Origin of the sequence: Filimonas effusa (assembly GCF_004118675.1) — a bacterium.
Classification (GTDB): Bacteria; Bacteroidota; Bacteroidia; order Chitinophagales; family Chitinophagaceae; genus Filimonas; species Filimonas effusa.
Genome location: NZ_SDHZ01000001.1, coordinates 479,500 through 500,666 on the forward strand (window position 1 = coordinate 479,500; position 21,167 = coordinate 500,666).

The following is a 21,167-nucleotide window of genomic DNA, read 5'->3' on the forward strand; positions in this document are numbered from 1 at the left end:
TTTATTCCATTCTCCCAACCTTTCTAAAGTTCCATGCTTACCCTACTCTCAGCCCGTTCCCCGTTGCCTGCCCCGGTTGCAGCAGCACAACATTATTGTTTTCATCATACACGCCCAGCACAAGGCATTCACTGAAAAAATTCGCAATTTGTTTTGGTGGAAAATTAACCACCGCAATCACCTGCTGGCCCATTAATTGCTCCTTACTGTAATGGTGAGTGATTTGAGCGGAAGACTTTTTAATACCCAAAGCGCCGAAATCAATAGCCAGCTGGTAGGCCGGTTTCCGGGCATTCGGGAAATCGTCGACCGATATAATAGTACCCGTTCTCATTTCTACCTTCTCAAAATCGTCCCATGTAATAGCCATATAATGTTTTTACTTTCATTAAAAATAGAAAAATAGTACTTATGAAGCGACATGCAACCGCCATTTGGAATGGCTCAGGTAAAGATGGTCACGGCACCTTAACCACACAAAGCACCACCCTCAACAAAACACAATATTCTTTTAACTCCCGCTTTGCCGAAGGCGTCGGCACCAATCCCGAAGAGCTGATCGCAGCAGCGCATGCCGGTTGTTTTACCATGAAGCTGAGCTTTGTTTTAGGCGAAGCCGGATTCACCCCCGACACGCTTGAAACAACAGCGCACATCACGCTCGACAACGGCGCCATCACCACTTCACACCTGGTATTGAAAGCCAAAGTCCCCGGTATCTCCCGTGAACAGTTCGATGCCTGTGCAGCAGATGCAAAAGAAAATTGCCCCGTAAGTAAACTGCTGAATGCAGAAGTATCGCTCGAAGCAGTGCTGGAATAAAAGCTGAAATGATCCCCTGCCTGGAAGCTCCGGGCAAAAAAAAGGCTTTACTGGTTTTATCAACTTAGTAAAGCCTTCTTTTAAATTGTAAGATCTAATGCCCGCCGTAGACAGGCTGCTCATAATCTTGTTAAAAGCTGATGTGCAGTATCGTTTACACGAGGTAGCTGCGGATAAACCAGGCCCACTTCTCATGCTTTTCCATAAGCCCGGTCACAAAATCAGCATTACCCTTGTCATGATGCTCTTCCAGTTTATCAATATCATTACGAAGCAGGCGGATAAGTGTTTCATGATCGTCCAGCAGGTTCTGAAGCTGCTTTTTCTGATCATTGGTATATTCTCCTTCTTCAAGGCTGGTAACCTGGCTGAAGTCTTTTAAACGACCCTGGGCATAGTGTCCCAGCATACGTATACGTTCTGCCACTTCATCGAATACGTCGTCTAACTCATTGTATAAACGCTCATAAAATTCGTGCATGGCCAGAAAGTTTACACTTTCAATGTTCCAGTGATAATTACGGGTTTTGGTGTACAATACAAACTCGTCTGCCAGAATCCGGCCCAGGATCAGGGATGAACTCTGTTTTTGATCTTCTGTAAGTCCAATATTCGCTTTCATAAGAAAAAATAGGTTTAACGTGAAAATGATTCCTCATAAATCAGGTACAAACAACGCGCCGGAATATCGCCTGCTAATCAAGTAGCATGGAAATATTCATAAGCTCATCGTATTTATATTGCTGGTTAGGTGAGGTAAAACATTTGGCCAGCTCTTCCAGCAATTCCTGTATCACGCTTACATTATTGAGCGGCTCGAAAAAATACGGGGTAGGAGGTATGGAAATGCGCTTGAAATAGTTATCCAGGTCACTATGACTGAATGGATGACCTGTGCTCGCATCTACAAAAAAATGGATCTTCTCCATAGGATTGGCCTTATGAAGCCCCGCGTCGTAGTCATTATGAAAAAATGCCAGTACAAATTGGCGGGGAACGGCAATAGCCCTGACAGGTAATTCCAGCAATTGAGCCAGTATCAGGTATAAAATGCCATTGGAAATACTGTTGCCCTTTTTGCTTTGCAACACCCGGTGTATAAAATAGTCGTCGGGATTGGCATGATTTAATTCCGTTCCCTTCAGGTTGTAATAGTTGTAAAGAATGCTGGAAATAACATTCGCCTGCTCCAGCGGCGTTAAATAGCTGTTTAGCTCAAGCCATACATTGCGCCTGATCTTTTCAATCTCCAGCAGCACAGGCGTCGTCTGCAGATCCGGATACTGAAATTTGGAAACCAGCAGACAACCGAAAAGCAGATCGTGATAAGCACTGTTTTTCCATTCAGTAAAATCATTGATCAGGTCAGTATAATTAAGGCGATGAATCAGCATTTCTATCCGCTCCTGGATATCTTCACTGGGCGAATTCTCCCATAAATGCTCCAGGTTCGGAATAATACCCTTCCCATAGTCCACAATTCGTTGCGACACAGTGGTGAAGACTTCCTCATCGGGGTCGTCAATCAAGGTAAATAATGCTGATATCTCTTTAGTTTCCTGCATAAGCTGCTGACAATCTTCTGCTATTACAAACTAACTCATTTTTTTGTTATAATACTAATAGAATTTATACCACATTGTGAATAAGGGAAGCCGGAAGATGCTGAATGGAAGCGGATATACACAGATTATTGACTAAGGTTGGCGGATGTAAAATGGGTAGTTCCTGCAATACCGCCACATGCTATCCGCCATCTCACCATCTGTTGTCTTCATCTGTCCCCACTGTGTATATCCACGGCAGGAAAAATCATAATATACACATTAGTTCTTTTTACTATGCTTTTGGGTAATATTGAAAGCAAATCCCATCAACAATGAAAAACCAGTTAGTACTGGCGCTCCTGCTATGCGCCTGCGTGTCTGCACAGGCACAGTTCTATAAATCTATATTGCCCTCCCCGGGGTTCACAAATGCACTTCAGAAAATAGTGCTCGATTTCAGACTCGACTACAAGAACATCCAGGGGGAACTATTACTGCAACAAGGGGAGTCCGAAAGTTATTCCTCGCTGGTGAAACTTCCCGGCGCACAGGATTGTGTGATCTACCGGTTCCATTCCGACGACGATTCTACTTCCGGATGGCAGGCCGTCATGTACAGGGGAGATGATTATGACGAAGCTGTAAAAGCCTACAAAAACCTTTTCCGGATGGTTCGGAAAAGTCCCATGACCTGGATCGATCGCAGTGCTGTACACTTTATTGGTGAAATGGAAGAACCTACCGAAAACCTGCGCTTTGCTGTCAGCATTCTCTCCCTTGATGTTAACGACAAGCGCTACGATCGCTTCGTAGCAGAAATAGAATTATCAGGCGCCATGGGCGACTGGTCTGTTAAACTAAACCTGCATAACAAGCGAAGAGATACAGATGGTTAAGAGAAGTTTGTCCGGCCATCGGATCATAACAAAAGATCACAGCAATGTGGTCTTTTTTGTTTTCCGGTATCCCGGTAATTCTGGAAGCGGGCCTGGCACATTAACGGATACTGATTACAATTACAGCCAGCAATAGCAAGGCAAGAAGAATGGCTGCCGGTATCCTGTACCTGTCTATGATCCATTGTCTTTTCCTTGCTTTAAAACGTACTTTGATGGAGGTCTCGGTAGCCGCATGTACAGGCCGTATCGCCGATAACGACTCAACCGTCTCGATCGCTTGTTGATACGACAGCAAAGGCAGGCACGATAACAGTTGTTGTATGATGGCGCTGTTGGTGGCTATATCGTTTGCATGCTGTAATACCGAAAGATGATACGGCGATAACAGTTCTTTTATCTGCAAATGCAGCAGGTCGCGGTCATATAAGAACTGGTTCTGACGGCTTAGCTTTTTCTGCAACTCCAGGCTTTGGGTAAGTATCCAGTCAGGAGTGACCATCCCTGTACGGGCAGCCTTATGCAAACTATAGTAATGCTCGTAATGCCAGGCAGAGCGCCGGCCTTTGTCGGATAGGGTGTGATATGCTTCCTGTATCTCCCGGAAATGTACCGCCGCCAGCGGATCGGCATGGTTCCTGTCAGGATGATAGCGTAACGCCAGCTGACGGAACGCTTTTCTGATCTCCTGTATGGATGCTGCGGGACTTACATTTAATATCTGGTAGTAGTCTTTTGTTGCCATAACACATTCCGGAACTTATGGCGAAGATAGTGCCGTTAAGTTGATATCTTTAAACTCCCATGATATGGAATCCGCTAATAGGGAAGTATGGTAGCTGTATAATGGCCGCCCTGTTGTTTGCTGGTACGCTGCAGGCGCAAGCAAAGTCTTTTTTATTACAGTTCCGTCACAGGGTGGGAACGGCGCCGCTGGTAAAAGACAGTGTTTATGCCAATAGCTTCGCAGAACCTTTCTCGGTTCATAGTTTCAAATATTACATTTCGCATATCCAGGCGCTGGACGCTGCCGGTAAAAAACTGGAAGCATTATCAGGAAAAGTATTCCTTGTCGATCAGTCCGATACTGCCAGCACCAGGATCTCTCTCGCAGCGCTGCCGGCCGGAACGGTAAGTGTACGCTTTTTATTGGGAGTTGATAGCACCTATAATACGGCTGGTGTGCTTACAGGCACGCTGGACCCCTTGAATGGTATGTTCTGGACCTGGAACAGTGGTTATATCATGGCCAAACTGGAAGGGAGATCTCCGGCCTCCAAAGCGCCGGGGAACTATTATACCTATCATGTAGGAGGCTATAAACCCGGACAACAAACCGCCAGGTGGATCACATTGCCTGTAAACAACAGGCAAACGCTGTATGTCGCTGCCAATGTCTTGAAATGGTTCAATGGTAAACATGACATTATGATTGCTGCGCAGCCGGTATGCCATGCGCCCGGCAGTCTTGCCGTTTTATTGGCAGACAATTATGCGGAAATGTTCTCAGTAATAAACGAACCCTGACATGAGAGGAGCGGCAGTGATATTGGTATTGATAATGGCAACAGGAATGGCCAGTAGCTTCATTGCCCGCAATAAGCCGCGTTACGGAACCACACCTATGGCTATGCCCATTCCAAAAGGATGGCCGCAGCCCGTATATAACTTCAGGGAAAATCAGCCCACCAGGGAAGGATTTGAACTGGGACGCCGCCTTTTCTACGATGGCAGGCTCAGCAAAGACGGTAACTTCCCCTGCGCCGGTTGTCACCAGCAGTTTGCGGCATTTGCTACGTTCGACCATAGCTTAAGCCATGGTGTCGATAACCAGCTTACCACGCGTAACGCCCCGGCATTGTTTAACCTGGCATGGCAAAAGGAATTTATGCACGACGGAGGTGTCAACCACCTCGATCTGCAGCCGCTTGCTCCGCTCACCGCTTCCAATGAAATGGGAGAAACCATCAGCAACGTATTGCAGAAACTACGCGCCGATAAACAATATCGCCGCATGTTCAGGGCAGCCTTTGGCGATACGCTGATCAACACACAAAGAATGATGAAGGCGCTCAGCCAGTTTATGCTGATGATGGTGAGCGCTGACAGTAAATATGATAAAGTGAAAAGGGGAGAGGCTGCCTTTACCCTGGCTGAAAACCTCGGCCAGCAGATCTTTAACCGGAAATGTGCTTCCTGCCACCCGCCCCCGTTCTTTACCGACTTCTCCTATCGGAATATTGGCCTGGAACCAGATGGTACACTTGCCGACTCCGGGAGAATGCGTATCACGCTCGATAAAAGGGATGCTTATAAATTCAGGGTTCCTTCATTACGTAATGTGAAAGTCACAGCCCCCTATGGCCATGATGGGCGATTTTTTAGTCTGGCAGATGTATTCAGTCACTACCGGCAACAACATACAACGATGCCCGGCGTCGATAGCCTGGTGAAAAATGGCATCCCGCTTTCGAACTTTGAAATAGGGCAGTTAACTGCTTTCCTGTTCGCGCTTACCGACAGTACCTTGTTATCCGATAAACGTTTCGGGCTGCCGCCGGGAATGAAAGAGGCGCAGTTCCCCGATCCGCAGAACCACTAGCTTTGATAAAATGCCAACAGCTTTTATGCAGGTCCTGCTACATAAAAGCTGCCGACACGTAATATTGGCTATTTCAGCTCCCAGACCAATGCGCTCGCCCCAAGGATGGCGGCGTCCGATTCTCTTAGTTCGCTGAACAATACCTTCACCTTATTCTGGTAGATAGGCAGTAAATGTGCTTCCATTTGTTCTTTGGCAGGTAGCATGATAAGATCACCTGCTTTACAAAGACCACCAAACAGGATGATCGCTTCGGGAGAAGAGAACATCACAAAGTTGGCCAGTGCCTTTCCAAGTAAACCACCGGTAAACCGGTAAACCTCCTGGGCCAGCTCGTCGCCCTTTATGGCACAATCATAAACCAGGCGGCTGTCTATTTCCTCCGGTTTATAGTCGCGGAGAAGGCTGGGCCTGGCAGGATCTTTTTCAAGCAACTCCAGCGTGGTAAAACGTAAACCAGTGGCCGAAGCATATGTTTCCAGTGAACCTTCCGCTCCGGTAGAGTAGTGTTTGCGCCCCCCCGGGATGATGATGGTATGACCAAGTTCACCGGCAAAGCCGTCATGCCCGTACACCACCTGCCCGTTAATGACAATACCGCTGCCTACGCCGGTACCCAGCGTAATAACAATGAAGTCTTTCATGCCGCGGGCGGCGCCATAGGTCATTTCTCCAACGGCAGCAGCATTGGCGTCATTGGTGAGGGCCGCAGGTATACCAAATTTTTCAGAAATAAGATCAGCCAGGGGTACAATGCCCTTCCATAAAAGATTAGGTGCATATTCAATACTGCCCGTATAATAGTTGCCATTGGGTGCGCCTACGCCAATGCCTTTGATAGCGCCAATGCCGCCGGCTTCCTTGATCGCCGGCTGTAAGGCCGCATGCAGCTCTGTTACATAATCAGCTACATCGCTGTGCTGTCTGCTGGAAATAGCGCCTCTGTACAAAATATTTCCTCTGTGATCTACTACGCCAAACACCGTATTGGTGCCGCCTATGTCAATGCCAATCGCTAAGGGTTGAGAACCGGAATTCATGTTGTTATCTGTTTTGTATATTGAATTTTGATGGCCCCTCGGGCTTGCAGTGAAATGCTTTTACCTTCAGGTCCGTAATAATTGTCTTCGTTTACTAATGCCCGCTTTCAATCTGCTTGTCGAAATCCAGCCCCTGGGCTTTTAATACACCCCTGAACTTCAGCGCCAGGAAGGCAAGGAAGGCAAAAGAACCTGCGGCCACAACATACGAGTAATGCATGCCAATAGCCGGCATATCGCCAAGTACGCCCTGGAAAGGAGGTATAATGGCGCCACCCAGGATCATCATGATCAGGAAGGCCGATCCCTGGCTGGTATACTTCCCTAACCCGGCTACCGCCAGCGCAAATACACTTGCCCATATCACAGAACAGCATAACCCGCCCGCGATAAAGGCGTATACCGAAACAATGCCCTTCGAGAATATACCAATAAGCATCGCTGCCATCGCCAGTGTCGATACGGTGAGCAGCGTTTTAACCGGTTTGTCCTGGCAAAAGAAAAACGCTGCTATGATAACAGCTACACAAATCGCATAACCATAAAGGTCATTTACATCACTTCCGCTTAAATGATTCACATAAAGGATAATGGCAAAAGCCACAAAGGGAACGATAATGGTGGCAATGGTTTTCTTGATGCCCGAAAGATTGAATACACTGATGGCGCCGGTCCAGCGGCCAACCATCAGGCTGCCCCAGTAAAGGGAAATATATTTCGAAATGGCGCTTTCGCTGAGCCCGCTCTCCGTTAAATACCCCGGAGTTTTGAGCAGCGCCCCAAAATTGTTGTCGATAGTAACCTCTACACCTACATACACGAAAATGCCCAGCATACCATAAATAAGCTGCGGATACTTCATGGCGCCCCAGCCTTCACTGTTTTTCATAGCCAGGCTATTACTATAGAACAAAATGCCTACCACTATGGCCATCACTGCCAGTAACAACACCAGCTTCGGCACGGCGGTAACATAGCCCAGTATGATCACCAGTATAATAAAACCGGTGAGCAGTAACAGCGAACGCGACGCTTTGGGAGCCCGCTCAAAAGCCTCCTCGTTTTTACCGGAAGGCAGTTTCGATACGGCAAAGATCACCGCAACCAAGGCAAATACACCCGCTACTATCATATAAAGTGTTTTGATAGAGCTTACCGAAGTATTGTCAACGTCAGCATTAATGGTCCCGAATAAAAAGAAACTTACAATAATAGGCCCTACAGTAGTGCCAAACGAATTGACACTGCCGCCAAGGTTCAGTCGCTGCGCCCCGGTGGCCGGATCTCCAAGAAGAATGGCAAAAGGCTGGGCGCAGGTTTGCTGCAGCGAAAACCCAAGGGCGATAACAAATAAGGCAATAAGTATGAAACTGAAATTCCCGAAGGCTACCTGCTCACCCTTCAGTGCCGCTACGATCACTGGTACTTTTTCGTCCGGAAACGTTGCCGCAACTTTATCGCCGTTAGCTGCGGTTGGTTGAAAAGCACTGCTTATATTCGCAAGTATAACACTGTTCGTAAGATAAGTGTCGCCTGCTTCTCCTTTACGAATGATAAGACTATAACCGGTACTGTCTTTCTTTATCGTAACAGCTTTATCGGCAGTAATGATCTTCTGATTCGGATGTAAGCCTTGTATCAGTGCTGTCTTTTGTTCTATAGGTTGCAGGTTCTCATCACTTACGGCCGGGATCATCATCAGGGCGCCGGCTATCGAAATGCACAGCCCCACAATGATGCCCTTTTTATACCCCAGTTTATTCAGCAGGTCGCTGCCGCGGGCTTCTGATAATACATAGAGCAATAACGATCCAATAAAGTAAGCACCGTAAAACGCCGTGCCTATCAGTTGCGATTCAAATTGTGTGAGATTGAAAAACGATTTGCAGAACGGGATGAAAATACTGTTGGAAGCAGCAATAAATCCCCAGAAAAAGAAGACAAGCACCAGCGTGGCTAAAGCTCCGCCGTTTGTCTTTTGATTGGTTGATAGGCTCATGTCTGTTGTTGGTATGATAATTAGACCGTTAATGATGTTATAAAAATAACAGAAAAACTATTGTGAAAATTTTTTCCTGCCCCGGGGAAACTATATTCATTTGATGCTTAACTTGTATGCGTATGGAAATTATTCATGTCAGTGCCGAATGTTATCCTATGGCGAAGGCAGGTGGACTGGGAGATGTGGTAGGGGCTTTGCCAAAATATCAGTGCAAGCTGGGACATTTTAGTAAGGTGGTTATGCCCATGTATCGTACCCGTTTCTTATACCAGAACGAATGGGTCACCGATTTTAAAGGGCGCGCCCAAATGGGCAACTGGTGGTTCGATTATACCGTCATCAGGGAAAAACATGATAAGCTGGGATTCCCGTTATATGTAGTGGATATTAATGGCTTGCTCGATCGCGACAGGATCTATGGATACGCCGACGATACCGAACGCTTTACCGCCTTCCAGATCGCGGTGGTGGACTGGATCAATCACTGGCAGCATAAACCCGATGTCATTCACTGCCACGATTATCACGCCGGGCTCATTCCGTTCATCCTGAAAAATTCCTACTACTATAACCGTTTAGCAGATATCCCCACTGTGATGACCATCCACAACGCACAATACCAGGGCTGGATGGGATGGGATAAAGGAAATCTGCTGCCGGTATGGGACATCACAAAAGGAGGACTGCTGGAATGGGGTGGCGTTATCAACCCGCTGGCGGCTGGCATAAAAAATGCATGGAAGGTTACCACCGTAAGCTGGAGCTACCTCGAAGAACTTAGGTATAACTCAAACGGACTGGAAGCGCTGTTCGAATACGAGAAAGGAAAATGTGTGGGAGTGCTCAACGGTATCGATAACGAAGTATGGGACCCCATGAACGATCCCTTTATCGAGGTCCAGTACGATATCGACGACGTGGAAGAAGGCAAACGCGATAATAAAACCAGGATCTGCCGCGAATTCGGACTCGACCCGCAATATCCGCTGATCGCATTCATTGGAAGACTGGTAGGCGAAAAGGCGGCAGATATTTTGCCTGATGCAATTGTTAGTTCTTTGTATGGCCTCGAAGGAAAGGTGAACTTCCTGGTACTGGGTAGCGGTGAACCGCATATCGAATGGCAACTGAGCCAGATGAAACCCCATTTCCCAGGGAACTATAACGTCGAGATCGGGTATAACGAAGCATTAAGTCACCAGTTATATGCAGGAGCAGACTTTCTGCTGATGCCAAGCAGGGTAGAACCCTGCGGGCTCAACCAGATGTACTCCATGAGATACGGAACAGTGCCCATGGTGCGTAGCACCGGAGGGCTGAAAGATACAGTTACCGATATGGGCGATGAAGGCGGATGGGGTATTCGCTTTAATAACGCCACCGTAGGCGATGTGGTATATTCAGTTAACAGGGCATTGGAATTGTTTGGAAATACAGAAAGGCTTAATAACATGCGCCGGCATATGATGCAGATCGATCATAGCTGGGAGCATTCGGTACAGCAATATATAGACATTTATCAACGATTGAAATACTAATACCGTTCTATGTTTAACATCTCTACTTCGGTTCTGGCAGTGATATTAGGTGGTGGCGCAGGCACCAGGCTCTATCCTTTAACCGCCAGCCGCTCGAAACCCGCCGTCCCTATCGCCGGTAAATATCGCCTCGTCGATATCCCAATCAGCAATTGTATTAACTCTAACATCAGACGCATGTTCGTGTTAACACAGTTTAACTCGGCATCCCTTAACAAACACATCAAGAATACCTACAACTTCGGCGCATTCGGCTCCGGATTCGTAGATATCCTTGCCGCCGAACAAACCCCCGATAACCCCGGCTGGTTCCAGGGCACCGCCGACGCCGTAAGGCAGTCGATGCGACATATCTATAACTTCGAGTTCGAATATATCCTCATCCTGAGCGGAGACCAGCTTTACCAGATGGACTTCGCCGAAATGATCGAAGCCCACAGGGAAAAAGGCGCTGAAATTACCATCGCCACCATCCCGGTAGCAGAACGCGAAGCCTCCGACTTCGGTATCCTTAAAGTAGATGACGACCAGTTGATTACGTCTTTTATCGAAAAACCTAAAAAGGAATTATTGCCCGATTGGGCCAGTGATACTGGAGACGAAATGAAAAAAACGGGGAGAAATTACCTCGCTTCTATGGGTATCTACATCTTTAACAGGGATACCCTCTTCGAAATATTGAAAGAAACTTTCCCGGATTACCCCGACTTTGGAAAAGAAATTATGCCGCAATCCATCAACAAATACAAAGTAGTAAGCTACCAGTATGATGGCTATTGGACAGATATCGGAAACATCTACTCCTTCTTTGAAGCCAACATCGCTTTAACAGAAGACATTCCGCCATTTAACCTTTTCGATAATAACAATCGCATTTATACCCGCTCACGTATGCTCCCCCCGGCAAAGATCAGCGGTACCATGGTCGACAATACCATCGTCGCCGAAGGTTCTATCGTATTGGGCAGCAGCCTTAAAAATAGCGTGATCGGCCTGCGTTCCAGGGTAGGAGCGGGCACCACCATAGAAAATGCCTATGTCATGGGCAACGACTTCTATGAAACCCTCGAGATCATGGAACGCAACCGCCAGAAAAACAAACCCGAACTGGGCATCGGCGCACGTTGCTTTATCAAAAATGCACTGATCGATAAAAATGCCCGCATCGGCGACGACGTAAAGGTCATCGGAGGCCCGCATCTCGAAAATACCGATCACCCGCTCTATACCATCAAAGACGGTATCATAGTAGTGAAAAAAGGAGCCGTCCTTAATAACGGCTTCGAAATATCTTAGAATAATGGAAAGAGGCCCCGCCGTTACCGCGGGGCCTCTTTTTTTCCCCTCCCCGCACAGCGAACTGCTACATAAAAACACATAAATTCGGCCATCCGGCATCGGTCACCTGTCATCTATTCCTTTTTTACTTTATCTTCGCCCTTTAATGAAACTATCTACGCAACATCTGCTAGGCATTAAAGATCTTACAAGGGAAGATATCAGCCTCATTCTCTCTACAGCACAACAATTTAAAGACGTTTTACAAAGACCGGTGAAGAAAGTCCCTTCTCTCCGCGACATTACCGTAGTTAACTTGTTCTTCGAAAACTCTACGCGTACACGTATGTCTTTTGAACTGGCAGAGAAAAGACTTTCAGCCGATACTCTCAACTTTACAGCCAGTGCTTCCTCGGTAGCGAAAGGAGAAACTTTACTCGACACAGTGAACAATATCCTTAGCATGAAGGTCGATATGGTGGTGATGCGGCATAGCGCCAGCGGTGCCCCCCACTTCCTCGCTAAACATATTCCCGCCGCTATAGTAAATGCAGGTGACGGCATCAACGAACACCCTACCCAGGCACTGCTCGACGCCTTCTCCATGCAGGAAAGAACAGGAAAACTCGAAGGCCTGAAAGTGGCCATCATCGGCGATGTCATGCATAGCCGCGTAGCCCTCAGCAACATCTACCTGCTCACCAAAATGGGCGCCGAAGTAACCGTAGCCGGACCACCCACACTTATTCCCAAATACATGGCCGATGCTCTCAACGTGCGCGTAGAATATAATGTGAAAAAAGCGCTGCAATGGTGCGACGTCGCAAACGTTCTCCGTATTCAGCTCGAAAGACAAAGCCAGCCTTTGTTCTCTTCCCTGAGAGAATATAACCTCGCCTATGGCATCAACCGCAAAATGCTCGAAAGCCTCGGCAAGGAGATCGTGATCATGCACCCCGGCCCCATCAATAGAGGCGTAGAACTGGATAGCGATGTGGCCGACGGACCATCATCCATCATTCTGAACCAGGTAGAAAACGGCGTGGCTGTAAGAATGGCCGCATTATACCTGCTCGCCAACAGGGAAAATTAGAATGGGCGCTTCAAAGTAAATAGAAACTACTCCGGTAAATACAAACCGGCAGCAAACCAGGCCATTGGCAGCAACTCGCCGGTCAAATGCCTTGAATAGCTTACCCGGAAGCCTGCAAAAGAAACGGCTTCGTTCACAAAAAACAGGCTTCCGGGTAAAACAGTTCTTTCTTACTTTTGAACCCGCCTCCATCTAAAATCGAAAAATAGAATCTATGTCTCGCATTTGCTTGTTCCCCGGTACTTTCGACCCTATTACACTCGGACATGTAGATATCGTAAACCGCTCCGTTAGCCTGTTCGACAAACTCTTTATCGGTATCGGCAAAAACGCCAACAAACAACCGATGTTCAGCGATGAACAACGCTACGAATGGGTGAAAGAGATCTTTGCAGCCGACGCCCGCATCGAAGTCGTCATGTACGAAGGATTGACGGTCGACTGCTGCAGGAATATCGGGGCCAAGTATATTGTACGGGGTATCAGGTACGTGAGCGATTTCGAATACGAAAAAGTGATCGCCGATATGAACAGAAGCCTCGACGATTCTATCGAAACGGTATTCCTGACCTGCCTGCCCGAATACACATCCGTAGCTTCTACGCTCGTAAGAGATGTCATCAGGCATGGCGGCGATGCAAGCCCTTTCCTCCCCGAACCTGTTAAAAAAAGCATCTTTAAAAAATAAACATATGGCAATCTGGTTCAAAGAAGAGCTGTCCCTGGACGATTTTACCGCTCTCGGCAGAAATACTTTGGCCGAAGTGCTCGGTATGAGATTCTCCGAAATAGGACCCGATTACCTCAAACTAACCATGCCGGTGAACGATCGTACACGGCAGCCCTATGGCTTGTTACATGGCGGCGCCTCCGCCGCACTCGCCGAAACCGCAGGCAGCGTCGCCTCCGCTATGGTTATTGATCTCGGGAAGTTCAGTTGCGTAGGACTCGAAATCAACGCCAACCATATCCGCGGCGTTCGCGACGGCATAGTCACCGCCACCTGCCAGCCCCTGCACCTGGGAAAACAAACCCATGTATGGGATATTAAGATCCATGATGAACAACAGAGGCTCGTTTGCATAAGCCGCTTAACAGTGAGTATCCTGCCGCGCCTCTCCTAAATCTGTATACAATGAATTACTCCTCACTCGAAGAATGTCTGCTCGACCTCGAAAAGAACGGACTCCTTATACGCATTAAAGAAGAAGTGGACCCCTGGCTCGAAATGGCGGCAATACACCTGAGAGTATATGAGAAACAGGGGCCCGCGCTTTTCTTTGAAAATGTAAAAGGCTCCCGCTTTCGCGCAGCTTCCAATATCTTCGGTACGCTCGACAGGAGTAAATTCATTTTCCGTAAATCCCTCGACAAAGTACGCGCGCTGGTAGAACTGAAAAACGATCCGGCAAAAGCAATAAAAGCGCCGTTTAAACATATCGGCGCCGGTTTGTCTGCATTGAAAGCATTGCCACTGAAAGATCCTGCTCAAAAACCTGTACTGGCACAGAAGATCAGCATAAGCGACCTCCCCCTGATCCACCACTGGCCAAACGATGGCGGCGCTTTCGTTACCCTGCCGCAGGTCTATTCCGAAGACATCAATGCTCCGGGTATCATGAAAGCCAACCTCGGTATGTACCGTATCCAGCTAAACGGCAATGATTATAAACGGAACGAAGAAATAGGCTTGCACTACCAGGTGCACAGGGGCATAGGCGTACACCAGGCTGCCGCCGCTGAAAAAGGACTCCCGCTGAAGGTGAGCATCTTTGTAGGAGGCCCGCCCGCACATACCTTGTCGGCAGTGATGCCCTTACCCGAAGGAATGAGCGAACTTACCTTCGCAGGGATACTGGGTAACAGACGCTTCCGCTATACATATATTGATGGTTATTGCATCAGCACCGATGCCGACTTCGTCATTACCGGCGAAGTCTATCCCGGTGAAACCAAACCCGAAGGCCCGTTTGGCGATCATCTGGGGTATTATAGCCTTACACATCCTTTCCCCGTACTGCGCGTAAAACAGGTCTACGCCCGTAAAAATGCGATCTGGCCGTTTACGGTAGTAGGAAGACCGCCACAGGAAGATACCAGCTTTGGCGATCTTATCCATGAACTTACCGGCAGCGCTATCAAACACGAGATCCCCGGCCTCAAAGAAGTTCATGCCGTTGATGCCGCCGGCGTTCACCCATTGTTACTGGCCGTAGGCAGCGAACGTTATACACCCTACAAACACCCGGGCCGCCCTGCCGAATTGCTTACCATCGCCAACAGGGTGCTGGGAACCGGGCAGCTGAGCCTTGCAAAATATCTCTTTATCACCGCCGCCGATACCGGAACCGCCGTTTCAGCACATGACATACTGCCATTTATGTCGTATATCTTGGAAAGGATCGACCTCGAAAGGGATCTTCATTTCCAGACTCATACCACTATCGACACGCTCGATTATTCAGGCACCGGCCTCAATACAGGTAGTAAAGTGATCCTGGCCGCTTATGGCCCGGTGAAACGTCAACTGGCTACGCAGGTACCAGCCCCGTTAGCTGCACTGGATGACTTCCCCCATGCATGCCTGGTGATGCCCGGCGTAGTAGCATTGCAGGCGCCGCCGTTTACATCATATGAAAATGCTGAAAAGGAAATGGCCGGTTTGTCTGCCCGCTTGTCTCCCGTAAGAGAAGCGCTCACAACTGTTCCGCTCATCATCATCTGCGACAACGCAGGCTTCGTTGCCCATACGCTTAATAATTATCTCTGGGTAACCTATACGCGTAGTAACCCCTCTCACGACATCTATGGTGTAAACAGCTTCACCGAAAATAAACATTGGGGCTGCAAAGGCCCATTGATCATCGATGCCCGCATAAAACCACATCATGCACCTCCCTTGATTAAAAATGCTGCTGTAGAAGAAAAAGTCGATTCCCTGTTCCAAAAAGGAGGAAGCTTATACAACATATAGAAGCTTTCCAAATAAAAAAGTGACGCCAAATAACTGTTATTGTGGACCAAATTGGGAAAGTGGTTTCATAGTGGGAATTTTTGGGCAATGAAATCAACTGCCTTAAACGCCTCCCGGAAGCCGGAAAGCCATAAACCTGACAGAACTGACTGTTTAAACGTCATACTTGTCAGGTTTCTGACAGGTTTGATGTCCCTGTTTTAACATATCATTCAAAATGAGGCAATTAGGGCGATAAAAATCAATGCCTTATCCCATTTCCCTCTTATTATGCAATATAATGGCATGGTTTTTCGTATAATAATCATGTTTTTTAAGGGTTTAGGGTTGAAAAAGGGGCGATGGTTTTCCATTGCCCCTATATTTTTTCCCCCCTGCCTCACATGCCGGCAGATCGCAACCTCCCCCCGCATCTACGAAAAAGTACGCTTTATATACGGACGATGAACGAGCGATAAGCGAGCCATTGTTATACCGTCACCTGATCTGCCAGCCTGCCAGCTGGCCAGTAAAACAATAAAAAAAGCCGCGGCATGCCGCGGCTTTTTTTATTGGATCTATTGCTCTTAGAACCTCTCCAGTCCGGAGAAGAAAAAGCTTCCCTCGATAGCAGCGTTTTCGTCGCTGTCGCTACCGTGTACCGCGTTTTCTCCTACTGAAGAAGCAAAATTTTTACGGATAGTGCCCTCTTCCGCTTTAGCAGGGTCAGTAGCTCCGATCAGGGTCCTGAAATCAGCTACAGCATTGTCTTTTTCAAGAATCGCCGCAACAATAGGACCGCTGCTCATGAATGCAACCAGCTCACCGTAAAAAGGCCTTTCTTTGTGTACAGCATAAAATTCTCCCGCCTGTGCAGTGGTCAGACGGGTCCATTTCATTGCCTTGATAGAAAAACCAGCCTTGATGATCTGGTCTAAAATAGCGCCTGTATGCCCCTTCGCGGTAGCATCAGGTTTAATCATTGTGAATGTTTTGTTGCTCATATAGTATAAGATATATTAAATGCACGAGGCGCGCAAAGCTAATGAATTTTGGATATTACCCATCCCGTAGCCATTTACCTTAAATATATTTGAACGAATGCGTTTAAACCCTGAATTTTGCCGCCATCGTATGCAACATATTGAACTGTTTTACCCATTATTGGCTACGCCTCAAAAAGTGATCATAACCATGCATCAGAAACCTGATGGCGATGCCATGGGCTCCGCACTTGGTCTCTGTCACTTTTTACAGTCGCTCGGCCACCAGGCTACGGTAATTTCTCCCACCAACTGGGCCGATTTCCTTAACTGGATGCCAGGTGTCGGCAACGTGATCGATTACGACAGCCACCGCGAAAAAGCCACCGCTCTTGCTAAAGAAGCAGATCTCCTCTTCTGTCTCGACTTCAACATCCTGCACCGTACCAAACATATGGAACACTTGCTCACGCAACTGTCCTGTATCAAAATACTGATAGATCACCACCAGCAGCCACAGGAAGAAGCCTTTACCTACGGTATAAGCGATACCTCCAAAAGCTCTACCTGCGAAATGGTCTACGACTTTATCATCGGCTCAGGTTATGGCAGTAAACTCGATCTTAACATGGCTACCTGTTTATATACAGGCATCATGACCGATACCGGTTCGTTCCGCTTCCCTGCTACCACCGCCTCCGTACACCGTATCGTGGCGCATTTCAAGGACCTGGGACTTAACCATACCGTCATTCACGAAAATATCTATGATAGCTTCCTCGAAAACAGGCTCCGCTTTATGGGCCATTGCCTGCTCAACAGGCTCGAAGTATTGTACGAATACAATACCGCTATCATGTCTATCCCCAAAGCCGATCTCCTGCGTTTCGATATCCGCACCGGCGATACCGAAGGCCTCGTAAACTACCTGCTCTCCATCCAGGGCATCAGGTTTGGCGCCATCGTCATCGACCGCGATGAAGAAAGAAAATGGAGCTTCAGAAGCAAAGGCGGCTTCGACGTCAACCAGTTCGCCAGAAACCATTTTGAAGGAGGCGGACATAAAAACGCCGCCGGAGGACGCAGCAGCGACAACCTCGAATCAACAACACGAAAATTCAAACAAGTTTTACAACAATACGAAGCACAACTACAATAACATGAAGCATTTATTCTTAGTGGCAGCTGCTGCAGTTGCATTCGCCTCTTGCCAGGTGAAGTATGAAAAAACAAAATCAGGTCTTTTGTACAAGATCACAAAAGGCAAAGGCGGCGAAAAACTGAAAGCAGGTGAATTTATTAAATTCAATGCCAGGATCACAATGCCTGATAAAGACACCACCCTTAACGACACTTATGGTAAGATCCCCGGTTTCATCGTGGTCGATACCAGCGAAAGAGCAAAATTCTCTTTCATGGAACTATTACCGCAATGCTCAGTAGGCGATAGCATCACCTTTAACATGAGCATCGATACCCTGAAAAAACTCGGCGCCATCCCCGATTACAACAAGATCTTCACCAAAGGTGGCCAGATCCACGGTACCGTAAAGATCCTCGCCGTTTACAAATCTGAAGCAGAAGTAAATGCTGCCTACCAGAAAGAAATGGAACTGGAATCCGATAGAGAAGTGAAAAACCTCGAAGCCGACCTTAAGAAAAAAGGCCTCAAAGCCCAGAAAACAAAAAGCGGCGCTTTCGTAGTGATCGAAAATGCCGGCGACCAGGCTGCTAAAGCCGATTCCGGCAAACAAGTGTCTGTAATGTACAAAGGTTACCTGCACGACGACAATACCAAAGTGTTCGATACCAATATGGATTCTTCTAAAGGCCATACCGATCCATTGGTGCTGGTAGTAGGCGCCGGACGCGTGATCAAAGGTTGGGACGAAGCCTTACCTTATTTCGCAAAAGGCGGTAAAGGCAAAATCTTTATTCCCGCAATGCTCGCTTACGGACCCCAGGGCAACCAGGGTATTCCTCCGTTCTCAAGCCTCGTATTCGACGTAGAGATCAAAGACGTAACAGCTGCTCCTCCGCCACCTCCCGGTATGCCAATGATGCCAGGAATGCCCCAGGAACACGCACACTAAGAAGCTAAAACTTCCAGCATAACAGCAGGGACCGTATCCAGATACGGTCCCTTTTTATTGCTAAACATTATTAGGTCTTTAGTCTTGCCGGTTACCGCTTTATCTTATAACTGCTTAATCTATATGTCTGTTTGCGGACCAATAGTTCGCATTATTATCTGATGTGCCTTGTAAAATATCGGCTGCTCCTCTTTTTTTACTTTTTTTCACCTGATGTTTATCTTTTTTGAAGACGACTATGATATTTTTGTTACCAACCAATAATAAGTGCAAATGATCTCTTTTAAAAGATTGCTCCTGGCTGCAGGCGGCGCTATCGGTTTTTGCCTGCCCATTGCAGCCCAGGAAAAAGCCGCCTATGACCAACATGAAGCTTTTGCCCCCGTTTTCTATCCCGCCTATGGCGATGATGTCCGCGCTGCCGATGGCACTCCCGGACCGGGCTACTGGCAAAACAGGGCTGATTATACCATTAACGCTACCCTCGACGAAACAAAACACGAGATCACTGCCAGCACCACCATCACATATACGAACAATAGTCCCCAGGCATTGTCTTTCGTATGGCTGCAACTCGATCAGAATATCTATAACAGCACCGCCCGCGCCGTAGCAGCTACCGCTATCGCTGGTGGACGCTGGGGAATGCGCGACAAGTTCAATGGAGGCTATACGCTCACCTCCGTAGCAGTTATCCTGGAGGGCAAAACCTATCCGGCGCAATACACTGTTACCGATACAAGAATGAAAATTGCACTCCCCAAAGCACTGAAAGCACGTGGCGGATCTGTTCGTTTTTCTATCGCCTATAATTTCATCATCCCCGAATACGGCACAGACAGGATGGGACGTTTGCAAACCCGCAACGGCTGGATCTACGAGATCGCACAGTGGTTCCCCCGTATGTGTGTATACGATAACGTACAGGGCTGGAACACGCTGCCTTACCTGGGCCAGGGCGAATTCTATCTCGAATATGGCGATATCAACTATAACATCACAGCGCCTGCAAAACATATTGTCGTTGGCTCCGGCGAATTACTGAATCCTAAAGAGGTATTGACGGCAGAGCAACTGAAACGCTGGAAGCAGGCCTCCGAAAGCGATACAACTATTATGCTGCGCACTGTCGCGGAAGTGACCGATGCCGCCAGCAGGCCGGCCGGCAACACCATGCTAACCTGGAAATTCAGGTGTAATAATACGCGCGATGTTGCCTGGGCTTCCTCTCCCGCATTTGTATGGGATGCCGCGAAAATGAATATCCCCGGCGGCAAAACTGCATTGGCCATGTCGGCATATCCTGCTGAAGTGGCTTCCGACTCCGCATGGGGACGCTCTACAGAATATGTAAAAGGAGCAGTGGAATTCTATTCTAAATATTTATACCCCTACACTTATCCTGTTGCAGTCAACGTGGCAGGCATCGTAGGCGGCATGGAATATCCCGGCATTGTTTTTTGCCATAACGGAAGCAGGGGAGCAGGCCTGTGGGGCGTAACCTCTCACGAATTCGGCCACAACTGGTTCCCGATGATCGTTGGCTCTAACGAAAGAAAATTTGCCTGGATGGATGAAGGCTTCAATACTTTCATCAATGGCCTCGCCGATTCTGCATTCAATAACGGGGAATACTTATCCAAACGACCGTCAAGGGGAAGCACCACCGCCAGCTCTTTTACAGGCAACGAATCGGAAAGCCTGTTCACGATACCCGATGTAATTCAGGGACGTAACCTCGGTAATATGGCCTATGCCAAACCCGGTGCAGGCCTCGGGCTGCTGCGTAACCTGATCCTCGATGCACCCGTATTCGACAGCGCACTGCGATATTATGTGCACCAGTGGGCATTTAAACATCCTACACCATGGGACTTCTTTCATTGTATAGAAAACTACAGCGGCGAAACGCTCGACTGGTTCTGGCGCGGCTGGTTTATCGACAAATGGAAATTTGACCAGTCTGTCGACGGTGTGGCTTATGTAAACGGCGATCCTGCCAGGGGAAGCATGATAGCGATATCAAACCTCCAGCAGCTGCCCATGCCGGTGGTTATTGAGATCAGGGAAGCCAATGGCAACAAGTCGCGTATAAAACTGCCCGTAGAGATCTGGCAAACCGGCGGCTCATGGAAATTTATCTATCCTTCAACCAGCGTAGTGCAACAGGTGATCATCGATCCCGACGATAAAACGCCCGACATGGACCGGAGAAACAATACCTGGCCAAGACTATAAACAAAGAGGGGGATCATCATCGTGATTCCCCTCTTTGTTTCATACACCAGCATTATGGCAGAGCTCCCTGGTGTGCCCGGCC

20 protein-coding genes are annotated in these 21,167 nt (G+C 47.9%); 13 read left to right on the forward strand and 7 right to left on the reverse strand.

What is annotated here, in order from left to right; translation table 11 throughout:
• Nucleotides 1-37 precede the first annotated feature (37 nt).
• Complete coding sequence (locus ESB13_RS01730) at nt 38-370, reverse strand: tRNA-binding protein (RefSeq protein ID WP_129001313.1); 333 nt, start codon at nt 368-370, stop codon at nt 38-40.
• A gap of 41 nt (nt 371-411) precedes the next feature.
• On the opposite strand from ESB13_RS01730, the gene ESB13_RS01735 reads away from it, so the two are divergent.
• Entirely contained in the window at nt 412-822 is a 411-nt protein-coding gene (locus ESB13_RS01735) for an OsmC family protein (RefSeq protein ID WP_129001314.1), read from the forward strand.
• A gap of 154 nt (nt 823-976) precedes the next feature.
• On the opposite strand, the gene ESB13_RS01740 is transcribed toward ESB13_RS01735, so the two are convergent.
• The gene (locus ESB13_RS01740) at nt 977-1,444 is read right to left on the reverse strand and encodes a Dps family protein (protein WP_129001315.1); all 468 of its coding nucleotides are present in this window, start codon (nt 1,442-1,444) and stop codon (nt 977-979) included.
• A gap of 73 nt (nt 1,445-1,517) precedes the next feature.
• Nucleotides 1,518-2,387 carry a transglutaminase-like domain-containing protein gene (locus tag ESB13_RS01745; RefSeq protein WP_129001316.1) on the reverse strand — a complete coding sequence of 290 codons (870 nt, stop codon included), beginning with the start codon at nt 2,385-2,387 and terminating at the stop codon, nt 1,518-1,520.
• Between the two features lie 314 nt (nt 2,388-2,701).
• Here ESB13_RS01745 and ESB13_RS01750 point away from each other — a divergent pair, with 314 nt between their 5' ends.
• A complete protein-coding gene (locus tag ESB13_RS01750) occupies nt 2,702-3,265 on the forward strand; it encodes a hypothetical protein (RefSeq protein WP_129001317.1) in 564 nt (187 codons plus the stop codon).
• Nucleotides 3,266-3,365: 100 nt separating this feature from the next.
• Here ESB13_RS01750 and ESB13_RS01755 read toward each other — a convergent pair whose 3' ends face one another.
• Nucleotides 3,366-4,010, reverse strand: coding sequence for a J domain-containing protein (locus ESB13_RS01755; protein WP_129001318.1), 645 nt, complete (start codon nt 4,008-4,010; stop codon nt 3,366-3,368).
• Between the two features lie 59 nt (nt 4,011-4,069).
• Between ESB13_RS01755 and ESB13_RS01760 the strand changes: the two genes are divergently transcribed.
• Both ESB13_RS01760 and ESB13_RS01765 read left to right on the forward strand, forming a co-directional pair.
• Nucleotides 4,070-4,792, forward strand: a complete 723-nt coding sequence (locus ESB13_RS01760; RefSeq protein WP_129001319.1) for an MbnP family protein — start codon at nt 4,070-4,072, stop codon at nt 4,790-4,792.
• Nucleotide 4,793: 1 nt separating this feature from the next.
• Complete coding sequence (locus ESB13_RS01765; RefSeq protein ID WP_246022398.1) at nt 4,794-5,867, forward strand: cytochrome-c peroxidase; 1,074 nt, start codon at nt 4,794-4,796, stop codon at nt 5,865-5,867.
• Between the two features lie 68 nt (nt 5,868-5,935).
• On the opposite strand, the gene ESB13_RS01770 is transcribed toward ESB13_RS01765, so the two are convergent.
• The gene (locus tag ESB13_RS01770; RefSeq protein WP_129001320.1) at nt 5,936-6,907 is read right to left on the reverse strand and encodes an ROK family protein; all 972 of its coding nucleotides are present in this window, start codon (nt 6,905-6,907) and stop codon (nt 5,936-5,938) included.
• A 94-nt stretch (nt 6,908-7,001) separates the two neighbouring features.
• On the reverse strand, nt 7,002-8,906 hold the full coding sequence (locus ESB13_RS23895; RefSeq protein WP_220399531.1) for an MFS transporter: 1,905 nt from the start codon (nt 8,904-8,906) through the stop codon (nt 7,002-7,004).
• 122 nt (nt 8,907-9,028) lie between these two features.
• Between ESB13_RS23895 and ESB13_RS01780 the strand changes: the two genes are divergently transcribed.
• From ESB13_RS01780 to ESB13_RS01805, 6 genes are all read left to right on the forward strand, one after another.
• Complete coding sequence (locus ESB13_RS01780; protein WP_129001321.1) at nt 9,029-10,447, forward strand: glycogen synthase; 1,419 nt, start codon at nt 9,029-9,031, stop codon at nt 10,445-10,447.
• A gap of 9 nt (nt 10,448-10,456) precedes the next feature.
• The gene (locus tag ESB13_RS01785; RefSeq protein ID WP_129001322.1) at nt 10,457-11,743 is read left to right on the forward strand and encodes a glucose-1-phosphate adenylyltransferase; all 1,287 of its coding nucleotides are present in this window, start codon (nt 10,457-10,459) and stop codon (nt 11,741-11,743) included.
• A gap of 148 nt (nt 11,744-11,891) precedes the next feature.
• On the forward strand, nt 11,892-12,818 hold the full coding sequence (locus ESB13_RS01790) for an aspartate carbamoyltransferase catalytic subunit (RefSeq protein ID WP_129001323.1): 927 nt from the start codon (nt 11,892-11,894) through the stop codon (nt 12,816-12,818).
• A 214-nt stretch (nt 12,819-13,032) separates the two neighbouring features.
• Entirely contained in the window at nt 13,033-13,506 is a 474-nt protein-coding gene (gene coaD / locus ESB13_RS01795; RefSeq protein WP_129001324.1) for a pantetheine-phosphate adenylyltransferase, read from the forward strand.
• 4 nt (nt 13,507-13,510) lie between these two features.
• Entirely contained in the window at nt 13,511-13,942 is a 432-nt protein-coding gene (locus tag ESB13_RS01800; RefSeq protein WP_129001325.1) for a hotdog fold thioesterase, read from the forward strand.
• A gap of 11 nt (nt 13,943-13,953) precedes the next feature.
• Nucleotides 13,954-15,792 (forward strand): UbiD family decarboxylase, encoded by a 1,839-nt coding sequence (locus ESB13_RS01805; RefSeq protein ID WP_129001326.1) that lies wholly within the window; start codon nt 13,954-13,956, stop codon nt 15,790-15,792.
• A gap of 566 nt (nt 15,793-16,358) precedes the next feature.
• Here the strand turns inward: ESB13_RS01805 and ESB13_RS01810 are convergent.
• Nucleotides 16,359-16,775, reverse strand: coding sequence for a nucleoside-diphosphate kinase (locus ESB13_RS01810; protein WP_129001327.1), 417 nt, complete (start codon nt 16,773-16,775; stop codon nt 16,359-16,361).
• 130 nt (nt 16,776-16,905) lie between these two features.
• Between ESB13_RS01810 and ESB13_RS01815 the strand changes: the two genes are divergently transcribed.
• The 3 genes from ESB13_RS01815 (at nt 16,906) to ESB13_RS01825 (ending at nt 21,085) form a co-directional block, all read left to right on the forward strand.
• Nucleotides 16,906-17,913 (forward strand): DHH family phosphoesterase, encoded by a 1,008-nt coding sequence (locus ESB13_RS01815; protein WP_129001328.1) that lies wholly within the window; start codon nt 16,906-16,908, stop codon nt 17,911-17,913.
• Between the two features lies 1 nt (nt 17,914).
• A complete protein-coding gene (locus tag ESB13_RS01820) occupies nt 17,915-18,847 on the forward strand; it encodes an FKBP-type peptidyl-prolyl cis-trans isomerase (RefSeq protein ID WP_129001329.1) in 933 nt (310 codons plus the stop codon).
• Between the two features lie 273 nt (nt 18,848-19,120).
• Nucleotides 19,121-21,085 carry a M1 family metallopeptidase gene (locus ESB13_RS01825; RefSeq protein ID WP_129001330.1) on the forward strand — a complete coding sequence of 655 codons (1,965 nt, stop codon included), beginning with the start codon at nt 19,121-19,123 and terminating at the stop codon, nt 21,083-21,085.
• The last annotated feature ends 82 nt before the right edge of the window (nt 21,086-21,167 follow it).

What these genes read in the sequence shown, in the direction of transcription:
- ESB13_RS01740 (WP_129001315.1), bottom strand. Translation starts at nt 1,444, where the DNA reads ATGAAAGCGAATATTGGACTTACAGAAGATCAAAAACAGAGTTCATCC.
- ESB13_RS01765 (WP_246022398.1), top strand. Translation starts at nt 4,794, where the DNA reads ATGAGAGGAGCGGCAGTGATATTGGTATTGATAATGGCAACAGGAATG.
- ESB13_RS01760 (WP_129001319.1), top strand. Translation starts at nt 4,070, where the DNA reads ATGATATGGAATCCGCTAATAGGGAAGTATGGTAGCTGTATAATGGCC.
- ESB13_RS01785 (WP_129001322.1), top strand. Translation starts at nt 10,457, where the DNA reads ATGTTTAACATCTCTACTTCGGTTCTGGCAGTGATATTAGGTGGTGGC.
- ESB13_RS01825 (WP_129001330.1), top strand. Translation starts at nt 19,121, where the DNA reads ATGATCTCTTTTAAAAGATTGCTCCTGGCTGCAGGCGGCGCTATCGGT.
- ESB13_RS01770 (WP_129001320.1), bottom strand. Translation starts at nt 6,907, where the DNA reads ATGAATTCCGGTTCTCAACCCTTAGCGATTGGCATTGACATAGGCGGC.
- ESB13_RS01735 (WP_129001314.1), top strand. Translation starts at nt 412, where the DNA reads ATGAAGCGACATGCAACCGCCATTTGGAATGGCTCAGGTAAAGATGGT.
- ESB13_RS01755 (WP_129001318.1), bottom strand. Translation starts at nt 4,010, where the DNA reads ATGGCAACAAAAGACTACTACCAGATATTAAATGTAAGTCCCGCAGCA.
- ESB13_RS01805 (WP_129001326.1), top strand. Translation starts at nt 13,954, where the DNA reads ATGAATTACTCCTCACTCGAAGAATGTCTGCTCGACCTCGAAAAGAAC.
- ESB13_RS01780 (WP_129001321.1), top strand. Translation starts at nt 9,029, where the DNA reads ATGGAAATTATTCATGTCAGTGCCGAATGTTATCCTATGGCGAAGGCA.
- ESB13_RS01815 (WP_129001328.1), top strand. Translation starts at nt 16,906, where the DNA reads ATGCAACATATTGAACTGTTTTACCCATTATTGGCTACGCCTCAAAAA.
- ESB13_RS01810 (WP_129001327.1), bottom strand. Translation starts at nt 16,775, where the DNA reads ATGAGCAACAAAACATTCACAATGATTAAACCTGATGCTACCGCGAAG.
- ESB13_RS01745 (WP_129001316.1), bottom strand. Translation starts at nt 2,387, where the DNA reads ATGCAGGAAACTAAAGAGATATCAGCATTATTTACCTTGATTGACGAC.
- ESB13_RS23895 (WP_220399531.1), bottom strand. Translation starts at nt 8,906, where the DNA reads ATGAGCCTATCAACCAATCAAAAGACAAACGGCGGAGCTTTAGCCACG.
- coaD (WP_129001324.1), top strand. Translation starts at nt 13,033, where the DNA reads ATGTCTCGCATTTGCTTGTTCCCCGGTACTTTCGACCCTATTACACTC.
- ESB13_RS01790 (WP_129001323.1), top strand. Translation starts at nt 11,892, where the DNA reads ATGAAACTATCTACGCAACATCTGCTAGGCATTAAAGATCTTACAAGG.
- ESB13_RS01800 (WP_129001325.1), top strand. Translation starts at nt 13,511, where the DNA reads ATGGCAATCTGGTTCAAAGAAGAGCTGTCCCTGGACGATTTTACCGCT.
- ESB13_RS01820 (WP_129001329.1), top strand. Translation starts at nt 17,915, where the DNA reads ATGAAGCATTTATTCTTAGTGGCAGCTGCTGCAGTTGCATTCGCCTCT.
- ESB13_RS01730 (WP_129001313.1), bottom strand. Translation starts at nt 370, where the DNA reads ATGGCTATTACATGGGACGATTTTGAGAAGGTAGAAATGAGAACGGGT.
- ESB13_RS01750 (WP_129001317.1), top strand. Translation starts at nt 2,702, where the DNA reads ATGAAAAACCAGTTAGTACTGGCGCTCCTGCTATGCGCCTGCGTGTCT.